Origin of the sequence: Neisseria bergeri, assembly GCA_003044455.1 — a bacterium.
GTDB classification, from domain to species: Bacteria; Pseudomonadota; Gammaproteobacteria; order Burkholderiales; family Neisseriaceae; genus Neisseria; species Neisseria bergeri.
Genome location: POWY01000023.1, coordinates 1 through 13,914, shown reverse-complemented (window position 1 = coordinate 13,914; position 13,914 = coordinate 1). Strand labels below are relative to the sequence as shown.

At 47.3% G+C, this 13,914-nt stretch carries 10 protein-coding genes and 1 tRNA gene; all 11 read right to left on the bottom strand.

The window, feature by feature from the left end:
* Window positions 1-340 precede the first annotated feature (340 nt).
* Window positions 341-1,402, bottom strand: a complete 1,062-nt coding sequence (locus DBY86_RS13855) for a factor H binding family protein (RefSeq protein ID WP_234403463.1) — start codon at window positions 1,400-1,402, stop codon at window positions 341-343.
* A gap of 287 nt (window positions 1,403-1,689) precedes the next feature.
* Window positions 1,690-5,865: a DNA-directed RNA polymerase subunit beta' gene (gene rpoC / locus DBY86_RS12395; protein WP_107820175.1), complete on the bottom strand. Its 4,176-nt coding sequence runs from the start codon at window positions 5,863-5,865 to the stop codon at window positions 1,690-1,692.
* 151 nt (window positions 5,866-6,016) lie between these two features.
* Entirely contained in the window at window positions 6,017-10,195 is a 4,179-nt protein-coding gene (gene rpoB, locus DBY86_RS12390; RefSeq protein WP_107820174.1) for a DNA-directed RNA polymerase subunit beta, read from the bottom strand.
* Window positions 10,196-10,384: 189 nt separating this feature from the next.
* Window positions 10,385-10,756, bottom strand: coding sequence for a 50S ribosomal protein L7/L12 (rplL, locus tag DBY86_RS12385; RefSeq protein ID WP_107820173.1), 372 nt, complete (start codon window positions 10,754-10,756; stop codon window positions 10,385-10,387).
* Between the two features lie 58 nt (window positions 10,757-10,814).
* Window positions 10,815-11,315 carry a 50S ribosomal protein L10 gene (gene rplJ, locus DBY86_RS12380; RefSeq protein WP_107820172.1) on the bottom strand — a complete coding sequence of 167 codons (501 nt, stop codon included), beginning with the start codon at window positions 11,313-11,315 and terminating at the stop codon, window positions 10,815-10,817.
* A 229-nt stretch (window positions 11,316-11,544) separates the two neighbouring features.
* Window positions 11,545-12,240 (bottom strand): 50S ribosomal protein L1, encoded by a 696-nt coding sequence (rplA, locus tag DBY86_RS12370; RefSeq protein ID WP_107820171.1) that lies wholly within the window; start codon window positions 12,238-12,240, stop codon window positions 11,545-11,547.
* A complete protein-coding gene (rplK, locus tag DBY86_RS12365; protein ID WP_002220151.1) occupies window positions 12,240-12,674 on the bottom strand; it encodes a 50S ribosomal protein L11 in 435 nt (144 codons plus the stop codon). The genes rplA and rplK overlap by 1 nt, the downstream gene beginning before the upstream one ends.
* A 100-nt stretch (window positions 12,675-12,774) precedes the next feature.
* Window positions 12,775-13,311 (bottom strand): transcription termination/antitermination protein NusG, encoded by a 537-nt coding sequence (gene nusG, locus DBY86_RS12360; protein WP_002215369.1) that lies wholly within the window; start codon window positions 13,309-13,311, stop codon window positions 12,775-12,777.
* A 1-nt stretch (window position 13,312) separates the two neighbouring features.
* Window positions 13,313-13,591, bottom strand: coding sequence for a preprotein translocase subunit SecE (secE, locus tag DBY86_RS12355; RefSeq protein WP_002215367.1), 279 nt, complete (start codon window positions 13,589-13,591; stop codon window positions 13,313-13,315).
* Between the two features lie 114 nt (window positions 13,592-13,705).
* Window positions 13,706-13,781, bottom strand: a tRNA-Trp gene (locus DBY86_RS12350).
* Window positions 13,782-13,787: 6 nt separating this feature from the next.
* The coding region (locus tag DBY86_RS12345) for an EF-Tu C-terminal domain-related protein (protein ID WP_455519154.1) at window positions 13,788-13,914 on the bottom strand (127 nt) is incomplete at its 5' end.

Here is a 13,914-nt window from a genome sequence, read left to right as displayed (position 1 = left end):
GCTAAGTGTGCCTGTTGCCGCCTAAAAGGCGGCCGGATGCCCGATTATGGGGTATCTGGGGAGGATTAAGGGGGCGTTTGGGTAGAGTTAGGGAGTGATTGGTGGTGAAAACAGCCGAAAACCTGTGGTTGGGTTTTGGATGTCGGGAGGGAAAGGAGTTTTGCAAAGGTCTCTTCAGTAAGAATCAACTGTTTTGAGAGAAATTATTGCTGTTTTGAGGTATTGCATTGCCGCTTGGCAGTATTCGATTCGGCGGACTGTTTTTTGAAGAAAATGCCGTCTGAAACTTCAGACGGCATCTTGCCCGGACAAACGGCACTAAATAGAAATAGTGCTTTCTCTATTTCTTCTCGCCGCCGAAACCGATAACAGCTTGATGTTTATACTCAAGACTTACAGCACCTGCTACTTCATTAGCCGCTTCGCCGAAAATACCCAAATGATACTTTTTAATCTTATTATCCTTCTCTGACGTAGCCACTCCTTCGTTCACGCCGAAATAAGAAACCCGGTCTTTCAACCCCAAGCTGGAGCCGGACTCTCGATAAGGGATTCTCTCAATAGCAGCTTCTTCTAATTTGATCTTGCCATATTGTTCCATTCCTTCAATCGAGCCAGAGCCTTTTCTAAGATCAAAATCAATTGTGTATCTAAATACGCCATTATGGTTATCTAACGATTCTTTGGATAAAACCCTATTACCGCCAATAGCCCGACCTTCATATTGAAAGCTCCCAGCCTTGGGTAATTTGTCTTCATCTGTTGCCACGCCTCTAATGTCGCGCAGATCAAGGTCAAATAGAATCTCTTCAGGATTTTGTTTATCCTCTTCTATAGGATTACCGTCTTTTCGACCGTAGCTAAAATAGCCTCTAACCATGGAATACGGCTGCTCATAAACCCAAGTTTTTAATAGCGCATAATTCTGTTCTTTATCCGCACCGTAAAACTCAATCTTTTGCTCACTCAAACCTTTGGGGAGAACATCTAGCTCACCCCCCTTACTACCTTCGTATTTTTTACCATTAACATATACATCCATCTTCTGAAGTTGTTCCTTACTAAACGGCTCTTCACCGTCTAGAAATAGCATTGCTTTGACGGATTCCCCCTTACCGAGCTTACCTGCATATTGTTTTCGCGCTCCTGTATATTCATCACCTTTAACCTCTAATACTTTGGCTTGCAATTCTTTTGGTACATCTTTTAATGATGATTTCTCCAGATATTCAATAACTTTTTCATCTTTCGTATCAACATTTGCATTGTCTTTCAGTTGTTCCGAAATGCTTGGTTGAACCGACATAGATGAACCGGAACCGCCACCCGCGCACGCTGTTAGCCCCATAGAAGCAATAGCAGCAATAACAAGTTTATTCATTACTGATTGAGATACTTTCATTTAGACTCCCCCAAACTTTGTTAAAAAAACTTAAGCTTTAAGTCTGGAAATTCTACCCCCCCCCCCGCAAAATTTTTAAAGTATTTTTGCAATATTTAACACAATAACCTTCGGATTTAACTCGTTCTATTCGATGCATGATTTGGTGGTACGAAGATATGGAACGCTTATCGGGCTTATATCCACACGCCTCAAAATGACGAAAACGCTTGTTTTTGCCTTAATCGGACAAAGAAAAACCGCAAGCTTAAAGCTTGCGGTTTTGTATTGAATAAACGCACCAAAGATTATTCATCCGTTACTTGGGTTTCAGCAGTCTCCTGCTCCACCTCTTGCCATTGTTGATGACGGCTGCGGTGGTAAGTCAAACCGGTACCAGCAGGAATCAAGCGACCGACGATGACGTTTTCTTTCAAACCACGCAATTCGTCTTGTTTGCCCATGATGGCGGCTTCGGTCAGAACGCGGGTCGTTTCTTGGAACGATGCGGCAGAAATGAAGCTGTCAGTGGACAGTGAGGCTTTGGTAATACCCAGCAATACGTTTTCGTAACGTGCCAGTTCTTTGCCTTCTTCCAAAGCTTTTTCATTGGCTGTCATGACATCGCCGCGTTCGACTTGCTCACCGGTAATGAATTCGGTTTCACCTGAATCAACAATATTCACACGGCGCAGCATTTGACGGATGATGACTTCGATGTGTTTATCGGAAATCTTCACACCTTGAAGACGGTAAACCTCTTGCACCTCTTGAACGATATAACGCGCCAGTGCTTCGATACCTTGCAGACGCAGAATATCATGCGGATCAACCGCTCCGTCTACGATGGTTTCACCGCGGTTTACCACTTGACCGTCATGCACCAAAATTTGTTTCTCTTTGGAAATCAAAGTCTCGTATGCTACGCCGTCTACATCAGTGATAATCAGACGCTGTTTGCCTTTGGTCTCTTTACCGAAAGAAACGGTACCGGTGATTTCTGCCAACATACCTGCATCTTTCGGCACGCGTGCTTCAAACAGCTCGGCAACGCGCGGCAGACCACCGGTAATATCGCGGGTTTTGGAAGAGGCTTGCGGGATACGCGCCAATACGTCGCCTTTACCGATTTCCTGACCTTCGCGTACAGTAATCACTGCGCCCACTGGGAATGCCATAGATACCGGAGTGGAAGTACCCGGGATGCAGATTTCCAGACCGTTTTCGTCCAAGAGTTTCACAGTCGGACGCAACAGTTTGGATGCGCTGCTGGAACGGCGTTTGCCGTCAATCACTACCAAAGTGGACAAACCGGTTACATCGTCAGTTTGTTTGGCAACGGTTACGCCCTCTTCCACGTTTTCAAATTTCACCATACCTGCGTGTTCGGTAATCATCGGACGGGTATGAGGATCCCAAGTTGCCAAGGTTTGACCGGCTTTAATGGCCATACCGTCTTGTACCAGCAGGATGGCACCGTAAGGTACTTTGTGGCGTTCGCGTTCACGGCCGATGTCATCATGAATCACGACTTCGCAAGAGCGACCGATGACAACCAATTCGCCTTTGTTGTTGGCAACATAACGCATTTGGCTGCTGAAACGTGCCGTACCGTTGGATTTGGCTTCGACTTGGCTGGCTGCTGCCGCACGGGATGCCGCACCACCGATGTGGAACGTACGCATGGTCAACTGGGTACCCGGTTCACCAATGGATTGTGCAGCAATCACACCAACTGCCTCACCGGCATTGACCAGCTTACCGCGTGCCAAGTCGCGACCATAACAGTGCGCACACAAGCCATGGCGGGTTTTACAAGTAATCGGTGTACGGACTTTGACTTCATCGACACCGGATTGATCAATCATATCCACCAGTTTTTCAGTCAACAACGTGCCTGCTTCAACCAATGTTTCGCCACTTGACGGATCGACAACGTCAGACGCGGTAACACGGCCCAAAATACGATCGCGCAATGCTTCAATCACATCGCCGCCTTGTACGACTGCCTTCATCACAAAGCCGTCTGAAGTACCGCAATCGTCTTCAACAACGACCAAATCTTGAGTTACATCTACCAGACGACGGGTCAGGTAACCGGAGTTCGCGGTTTTCAATGCGGTATCCGCCAAACCCTTACGCGCACCGTGGGTCGCAATAAAGTATTGCAATACGGTCAGACCTTCACGGAAGTTTGAGGTAATCGGCGTTTCAATAATCGAGCCGTCAGGTTTTGCCATCAAACCGCGCATACCAGACAACTGTTTAATCTGAGCCGCAGAACCACGGGCACCGGAGTCTGCCATCATATAAATGGAGTTGAATGACTCTTGATCGACTTCGTTGCCGTCACGGTCGATAACTTTTTGTTTGGACAGGTTGTCCATCATCGCTTTAGCGATTTTATCGCCGGCACGACCCCAAATATCCACCACTTTGTTGTAGCGTTCACCGTTGGTAACCAAACCTTGACGGTATTGGTCTTCGATTTCTTTAACCTCGGCATTGGCTTCAGCCAGCAAGGCCGCTTTTTCTTTTGGAATTTCCATATCGTCAACGGCAATGGAAATACCGCCTTTGGCTGCAAATCCGAAACCGGTGTACATCAGGTGGTCAGCAAAGATAACCGTATCGCGCAAGCCGCACAGGCGGAACGATGCGTTAATCAGTTTAGAAATTTCTTTTTTCTTCAACGCTTTGTTGATGTACTCGAACGGCAGACCTTTCGGCAGGATTTCGCTCAATAATGCACGGCCGACGGTTGTTTCGTAACGGTTAACGACAGGCTCAAACTCACCTGCTTCGTTTTTTACCCATTCGCGCAGACGTACGGTGATTTTCGTACCCAGCTCAACCTGTTTGGTATGGTATGCGCGATGCACTTCTTTCACATCGGCAAACAGGCTGCCTTCGCCTTTGGCATTGATACGGTCGCGGGTCATGTAGTACAGACCCAATACGATATCTTGAGAAGGTACGATAATCGGTTCGCCGTTGGCTGGAGACAATACGTTGTTTGAAGCCAGCATCAGGGTGCGCGCTTCCATTTGCGCTTCCAAGCTCAATGGAACGTGTACCGCCATTTGGTCACCGTCAAAGTCGGCGTTAAACGCGGCACATACCAACGGATGCAGCTGAATGGCTTTACCTTCAATCAGGATGGGTTCGAACGCTTGAATACCCAAACGGTGCAGGGTCGGCGCACGGTTCAGCATAATCGGATGTTCGCGGATGACTTCTTCCAAGATGTCCCATACTTCCGGTACTTCTTGCTCTACCAATTTTTTCGCTGCTTTAACGGTAGAGGCTAGACCTTGTTTTTCCAATTTATGGAAAATGAATGGTTTGAACAGTTCCAAAGCCATTTTTTTCGGCAAACCGCATTGGTGCAGACGCAGGTATGGGCCTACGGTAATCACGGAACGGCCGGAGTAGTCCACACGTTTACCCAGCAGGTTTTGGCGGAAACGACCGCCTTTACCTTTAATCATGTCTGCCAATGATTTCAGCGGACGTTTGTTGGCGCCGGTCATGGCTTTACCGCGACGGCCGTTATCCAACAGAGAGTCGACCGCTTCTTGCAACATACGTTTTTCGTTGCGGACGATGATGTCGGGCGCGTGCAGTTCCAACAGACGTTTCAGACGGTTGTTACGGTTGATAACACGGCGGTACAAATCGTTCAAATCGGAAGTGGCAAAACGACCGCCATCCAACGGAACCAAAGGACGCAAATCAGGCGGCAATACCGGCAGCACGTCCATAATCATCCACTCCAGCTTCATACCGGAACGGTGGAAGGCTTCCAATACTTTCAAGCGTTTGGCGATTTTTTTGATTTTGGTGTCGGAACCGGTCGATTCCAACTCTTGGCGCAGGATTTCGATTTCGCCCGCTACATTCAAGGTACGCAGCAATTCGCGGATACCTTCCGCACCCATTTTGGCATCGAAATCGTCGCCGTATTCGTCCAGCTTGTTGTAGTAATCGTCTTCAGTCAGCAATTGGCGGCGTTGCAGCGGAGTCATACCGGGGTCGGTTACCACGAATGCTTCAAAGTACAATACGCGTTCGATATCGCGCAACGTCATGTCCAATACCATACCCAAGCGGGAAGGCAGGGATTTCAAGAACCAAATATGGGCAACGGGTGCAGCCAATTCAATGTGGCCCATGCGTTCGCGGCGCACTTTGGACAGGGTAACTTCCACGCCACATTTTTCACAGGTTACGCCTTTAAATTTCAAGCGTTTGTATTTTCCGCACAAGCATTCGTAGTCTTTGACCGGGCCAAAGATTTTGGCGCAGAACAAGCCGTCGCGCTCTGGTTTGAACGTACGGTAGTTGATGGTTTCAGGTTTTTTGACTTCGCCATAAGACCATGAGCGAATGGTTTCGGGAGAGGCAATACCGATTTTGATGGCATCAAACTCTTCTTCCATACCGGCGGTTTGCAACGGATTAAATAAGTTCAACAAATTCATTTCTGCTCCTTAAAGGAAGTATTTTTACCGCGTGGCGGATTTTCGATATGGATAGCGGCACAGCGTTTTCAGACGGCATTTCGTTTTTAAACATTGTCGGCTGCCCCGCATACCTGCAGAACAGCTCCCCTTATGCCGTCTGAAACCCGTATCAGTAACGTTCCAAATCGATATCCAAGCCCAGTGAGCGAATCTCTTTGACCAATACGTTGAAGGACTCGGGCATACCGGCATCAATTTTGTGTTCGCCTTTGACGATGTTTTCGTACATTTTGGTACGGCCGTTCACGTCGTCAGACTTCACAGTCAGCATCTCTTGCAGCGTGTATGCCGCGCCGTATGCTTCCAATGCCCAAACCTCCATCTCACCGAAACGTTGGCCGCCGAACTGGGCTTTACCGCCCAAAGGCTGCTGGGTAACCAGACTGTACGGGCCGGTAGAACGGGCGTGCATTTTTTCGTCAACCAAGTGGTGCAGTTTCAGATAGTGCATCACACCGACTGTAACCTTGCGGTCAAATGCTTCGCCGGAACGTCCGTCATACAGCGTGATTTGGGTTTTACTGTCGTTGAAGCCCAGTTTCTCAACCTCAGGATCTTCACTTGGATAAGCCAAGTTCAGCATTTCGCGGATTTCAGACTCTTTCGCACCGTCGAATACAGGAGAGGCGAAAGATGCACCTTTGCGCAGGTTGGAAGCCAATTCGATGATTTCTTCATCTGTCAGGCTGTCTAAATCTTCTTTCTTACCGCTGCCGTTGTAGAGTTTGTTCAAGAACTCGCGCAGCTCGCCGGCTTTGCGTTGCTCTTTCAGCATACGGTCGATGCGTTCGCCGATACCTTTTGCCGCCCAACCCAAGTGAACTTCCAAAATCTGACCGATGTTCATACGGGAAGGTACGCCCAACGGGTTCAGTACGATGTCCACAGGACGACCGTCCGCCATGTACGGCATGTCTTCCACAGGCAGAATACGCGATACCACACCTTTATTACCGTGGCGGCCCGCCATTTTGTCACCGGCTTGCAGACGGCGTTTGATGGCGATAAAGACTTTCACCATTTTTTGTACGCCCGGTTGCAGCTCGTCGCCTTGGGTCAGTTTTTTCTTCTTGATTTCGTACAACTCGTCCGCTTCTTCGCGTTTTTGTTGCAGGCTTACTTTAATCAGTTCCAACTGCTTGGCCAAATCTTCATCGGTCAGACGGATATCGAACCAATCGTGCCTGCTCGGCAGACCCGCCAGATATTCGGTCGTGATTTCGCTGCCTTTGGCCAGCTTCATCGGGCCGCCGTTGGCTTTCTGACCGACAATCATACGCTCGATACGGTCGAATGCGTCGTTGTCGAAAATACGCAATTGGTCGTTCAAATCCAAACGGTAGCGTTTCAATTCGGAATCGATAATGGATTGGGCGCGTTTGTCGCGTTGGATGCCTTCGCGGGTAAAGACTTGAACGTCGATAACCGTACCGCTCATACCGGTAGGCATACGCAGCGAAGTGTCTTTCACGTCGGATGCTTTTTCGCCGAAGATGGCGCGCAGCAGTTTTTCTTCCGGCGTCAGCTGGGTTTCGCCTTTAGGCGTTACTTTGCCTACCAACACATCGCCGGCTTCTACTTCCGCACCGATGTAAACGATACCGGATTCGTCCAAACGGTTTTGCATACGCTCGGACAAGTTCGGAATATCGCGGGTAATGTCTTCCGCACCCAGCTTGGTATCGCGGGCAACGACATTCAATTCCTCAATGTGAATCGAAGTATAGCGGTCGTCCGCAGCCACTTTTTCGGAAATCAGAATCGAGTCTTCGTAGTTGTAACCGTTCCACGGCATGAAGGCGATGGTCATATTCTGACCCAAAGCCAATTCGCCCAAATCGGTGGACGCGCCGTCGGCCACCAAATCGCCGCGCTGCAACACATCTCCGGCTTTGACGGCCGGACGTTGGTTGATGTTGGTAGATTGGTTGGAACGGGTGAATTTGACCAAGTTGTAAATATCGACACCCACTTCGCCGGCAGTCGCTTCGTCGTCATGGACACGGATCACAACGCGGTTGGCATCGACATACTCGACCACGCCGCCTCGGCGGGCAACGATTGCAGTAGCAGAGTCAACGGCAACGGAACGCTCGATACCGGTACCGACCATCGGTTTTTCAGGACGCAGGCAAGGCACTGCCTGACGTTGCATATTCGCACCCATCAATGCGCGGTTCGCGTCATCGTGTTCCAAGAACGGAATCAGGGATGCCGCAACGGATACCACCTGGCCGGTTGCCACGTCCATATATTGAACGCGGTCAGGCGTTGCCATAATGGTTTCGCCTTTTTCACGACAAGTAACCAAGTCGCCAATCAGATTGCCGTCTTTGTCCAAATCGGCATTCGCCTGTGCAATCACATAGCGGCCTTCTTCGATGGCAGACAAGTAATCGATTTCCTCGGTTACTTTGCCGTCGATAACGCGACGGTAAGGCGTTTCCAAGAAACCGTAATCATTGGTGCGCGCATAAACGGACAATGAGTTGATCAAACCGATGTTCGGACCTTCAGGCGTTTCAATCGGACATACGCGGCCGTAGTGGGTCGGATGCACGTCCCGCACCTCGAAGCCTGCACGTTCGCGGGTCAAACCGCCCGGACCCAATGCGGATACACGGCGTTTATGGGTTACTTCAGACAAGGGGTTGGTCTGATCCATAAACTGACTCAATTGGCTGGAGCCGAAGAATTCTTTGATGGCAGCAGAAACAGGTTTCGCATTAATCAAGTCGTGCGGCATCAAGTTTTCGGATTCCGCCTGATTCAAACGCTCTTTAACGGCACGTTCCACACGGGCCAAACCGCTGCGGAATTGGTTTTCAGTCAACTCACCCACAGAACGAACACGACGATTACCCAAGTGATCGATATCGTCCACTTCGCCATGACCGTTACGCAACTCGACCAAAGTCGCAATCGAGGCGACAATATCTTCGACGCTCAGGACATAACCGCCTTTGTCGGCAGCACCGGCAAACGTTTCGTTCAACAGGCGGCCGTACCAAGAGTTTTGTTGGGCTTCGGACAGTTTTTGTTCGTATGTGCGCGTATTAAATTTCATACGGCCTACGCGGGACAAATCGTAGCTGTCTTCACTGAAGAACAAGCGGTTAAACAATTGCTCGACTGCCTCTTCGGTGGGCGGTTCGCCCGGACGCATCATACGGTAAATCGCAACACGCGCCGCCTGCCGGCCGGCAGTCTCATCCGTACGCAAGGTATTGGAGATATAAGCACCCTGATCCAGCTCATTGATATAAAGGGTCGTAATTTCTTTTACGCCGTTGATATCAAATTTGGCCAACAACTCTTCTGTAATTTCATCATTGGCAGAAGCCAATACCTCGCCGGTTTCCGAATCAATCAGATCGGCAGCCAATGCTTTGCCCAGCAGGCTTTCCGGTTCTACATCCAAACGGGTCAGGCCTGCATTGGTAATATCACGGATATTTTTCGCAGTAATGCGCTTACCTTTGGCAACCAAAACATTGCCTTCTTTATCCAAGATATCGACCTTGGCAGTTTCGCCTTTCAGACGGCCTGCGACCAAATCGGTTTGAACACCGTTTGAAGACAAATAGAACGTTTCTTTGTCGTAGAAAATATCCAAGATTTGCTCATTATTGTAGCCCAAAGCCTTCAACAAAATCGTTACCGGCATTTTACGGCGGCGGTCGATACGGAAATACAGCAAATCTTTCGGATCAAATTCAAAATCCAACCATGAACCACGGTAGGGAATGATGCGGGCGGAGAATAACAATTTGCCGGAAGAGTGTGTCTTACCTTTGTCATGCTCGAAGAACACGCCGGGCGAACGGTGCAACTGGGAAACAATCACACGCTCTGTGCCGTTAATCACAAAAGAACCGCTCGGGGTCATCAACGGAATTTCGCCCATATACACTTCGTTTTCACGAACTTCTTTTACCGTCGGTTTAGACGCTTCCTTATCCAAAATCACCAATCGGATACGCGCGCGCAGGGGGGCAGCATAAGTGATTCCGCGCAATTGACATTCAGGAATATCGAACAAAGGCTCGCCCAATGTGTAATGAACAAACTCCAATCGCGCATAACCGTTATGGCTCACAATCGGGAAAATAGAATTAAATGCCGCCTGCAGACCATCATCGGTACGTTTGTCAAAAGCATTTTCCAGCTGCAAAAACTTCGCATAAGAATCAATTTGGGTTGCCAGCAGGAAAGGAACATCTAAAACATTCTCTCGCTTTGCAAAACTCTTACGGATACGTTTTTTCTCGGTAAACGAATAGCTCATATACACTCCGAAAAGCAATTTTAAATAATAGGCCGTCTGAAACAACGGTATGCATTAATTTAATATTTACATTTATTTACAATTGTTTGATAAAGACTATGCAAATAAATGTAAACAATGCTTAATGTTTATTTTAATAAGCAAAATAAGGCTGGCAGAAAACTGCCAGCCTTCATAGGAAGCATCAAATTATTTGATTTCGACTTTAGCACCGGCTTCTTCCAGTTGTTTTTGGATGTCTTCAGCTTCAGCTTTAGAAACACCTTCTTTCAGAGTTTTAGGTGCACCGTCAACGATGTCTTTAGCTTCTTTCAGACCCAGACCAGTGATAGCGCGGACAACTTTAATCACGCCAACTTTTTGATCACCGGCAGAAGCCAAAACGACATCAAATTCGGTTTTTTCTTCAGCAGCGGCAGCACCGACACCAGCAGGACCTGCAACTGCAACAGCGGCAGCAGAAACGCCGAATTTTTCTTCAAAAGCTTTAACCAAGTCATTCAGTTCCATTACGGTCAAAGAACCAACTGCTTCCAAAATGTCTTCTTTAGTAATAGCCATGCTATATTTACTCCGAATATTGTATTAAAAAATAATTGATTAACAGAAACAAAATCGATTAAGCGGCTTCTTCGCCGGCTTTTTTCTCTGCCAAAGCAGCCAAACCGCGCGCAAAGCCCGATACAGGAGCTTGCATAACGAACAACAGTTTGGACAACAGCTCTTCGCGGCTCGGAATAGAGGCCAACTCAGCAACCTGAGCAGCATTCATTACTTCGCCATTGTAAGAACCGGCTTTAACGACAATTTTGTCATCTTTTTTCGCGAATTGGTGCAGCACTTTAGCAGCAGCAACAGCATCTTCAGAAGCAGCGTAAACCAACGGACCAACCATTTGGTCGACCAATTCTGCGAATGAAGTACCTTGCACTGCACGACGAGCCAAAGTATTTTTCAGAACGCGCAAATAAACGCCTTCTTTACGTGCATTCGCACGAAGCTCAGTCATACTGGAAACACTGATACCGCGATATTCAGCGACTACGAGGGTTTGAGCGTTAGCAATTGCCGCGCTAATTTCCTCGACCGCCACTTTCTTGGTTTCAATATTGAGACTCAAGGTCTACCTCCCACTGTTTATAAACAGGATACCAAAACGATATCCCACCAGCGCGGTAACCTAAAAAGACATCTTACAAGCAATCTTGCAATGTGTTTCAGGACTACCGTCTGCGTAGGGCAGTTACGATTAAATCTTACGATCCCTACGGTCTTGGACATCTACTTAATTTTAAGTAGCCCAAATTCAAGCAGCCCAAAAAACCAAACTGCTTGAAAATTCCTTAAGATTAGTTATTTACGCTTGATGTATCAACGCGAATACCCAAACCCATGGTGCTAGACACAGCAACTTTTTTCAAATACTGACCTTTAGCAGCAGCAGGTTTAGCTTTAACGATAGCATCCAGCAACGCATTAAAGTTTTCTTTCAAGTCAGCTTCAGCAAAAGAAGCACGACCAATCGTTGCATGAACGATACCAGCTTTATCTGTACGATATTGAACCTGACCTGCTTTTGCATTTTTAACTGCTTCGGCAACATTAGGGGTAACCGTACCTACTTTAGGGTTTGGCATCAGACCACGAGGACCTAAGATGGTACCCAATTGACCAACGATACGCATTGCATCAGGAGAAGCGATAACAACATCAAAGTTCAGATTGCCTGCTTTGATTTCAGCAGCCAAATCTTCGAAACCGACGATATCCGCACCAGCCTCTTTAGCAGCTTCTGCATTTGCACCTTGAGTAAATACAGCCACACGGGTTGTCTTACCGGTACCTTTAGGCAGAACGACTGAACCACGGATAACTTGGTCAGATTTACGAGGATCAACGCCCAAGTTGAAAGATACGTCAACAGATTCGTCAAATTTAGCGGTAGCAGCTTTTTTAACCAAGGTAATTGCTTCGTCGATTGCGTACAGTTTGTTAGCTTCCACAGAAGAGCGAAGAGCTTTCAAGCGTTTAGATACTTTAGCCATTATACAACACCCTCCACATCCAAGCCCATTGAGCGAGCAGAACCTGCTATAGTACGAACAGCCGCATCCAAGTCAGCAGCAGTCAAATCAGGCTCTTTAGTTTTAGCAATTTCTTCCAACTGGGCACGGGTCAATTTACCCACTTTGTTGGTCAGAGGGTTAGAACTGCCCTTTTGCAAACCGGCAGCTTTTTTCAACAAGATAGAAGCTGGCGGGGTTTTCATCACAAATGTGAATGATTTATCTGCAAATGCAGTAATCACAACCGGAATCGGCAAGCCAGGCTCCATACCTTGGGTTGCAGCATTGAATGCCTTACAAAATTCCATAATATTCAAACCGCGCTGACCCAAAGCAGGACCAACCGGAGGAGATGGATTGGCTTTACCTGCAGGAATTTGCAGTTTAATATAGCCGATAATTTTCTTTGCCACTTAACGGACTCCTAAAAACGGGTAAGACGCGGAACCATTTCCGCTCCCCAAGTTAATTTTTGATTCTATCCTCTTATTGCTTTTTTTTCAAGTATAAAAATCAGTTAATCTTTTCAACCTGGCTGAACTCCAGCTCAACGGGTGTTTCTCTACCAAATATCTGAACAGACACGCGTAACTTATTCCGTTCATAATTGACCTCCTCAACCACCCCGTTAAAATCCGCAAACGGCCCTTCATTTACACGAACCTGTTGACCGACCTCAAATTCAACTTTTGGTTTCGGCTTCTCTATGCCGGTCTGAACCTGCTGTAAAATAATTTCAGCCTCTCTCTGACTAATCGGCGTGGGTCTATTAGCCCTCCCTCCAATAAAACCCGAAACACGGGGAGTGCTTTTTACAAGATGCCAAGAGTCATCTGTCATTTCCATCTCAACTAGCACATAACCAGGATATGACTTTCTTTCACTAATAGTCTTACGACCATTGCGGATATCAACAACTTTCTCTACAGGCACCAAAATTTGTCCGAAATAATCTCCCATCTCCTCACGGGCAATTCGCTCTTCCAATATTCGTTGGACATTCTTCTCAAACCCCGAATACGCCTGTACAACATACCATTTTTTCGACATCTCAACCTTCCCTTCTCAGCAATACATCAAAAAATAACCACGAAATTGCTGTATCTGCCGCATAGATAAATATAGAAAGCACAGCAACAAACACTATAACAAATACAGTCATTCTGACAGCATCTTCACGCTTAGGCCAAACCACCTTTTTGAATTCGGACCAAGAATTTGAGAAATATGCAAAAAAACCTTCCTTACCGGAATTAGATGCAGATTCTTTATCTTGAACAACCAGTTGATCCACTTTAACGTTCTTTTTTTCAGGCGTATGTTCTGTCATATTATTTATCCATCATAGCATCTGTCTATTCTCAATCCATGCAAATGGCAAGAGAGTTTACTAAATAACAAATACAAAAAAATTAACCGGCACAAGGCCGGTTAATTTTTTATTTGGCAGGCCAAGAGGGTCTCGAACCCCCAACCCTCGGTTTTGGAGACCGATACTCTACCAATTGAGCTATTGGCCTCTAAACTTAAGCGATAACAGAAGAAACCACGCCGGCACCCACGGTACGGCCGCCTTCGCGAATCGCAAAGCGCAGGCCTTCTTCCATAGCGATAGGCGCAATCAGTTCTACGGTGATGGTTACGTTCTCACCC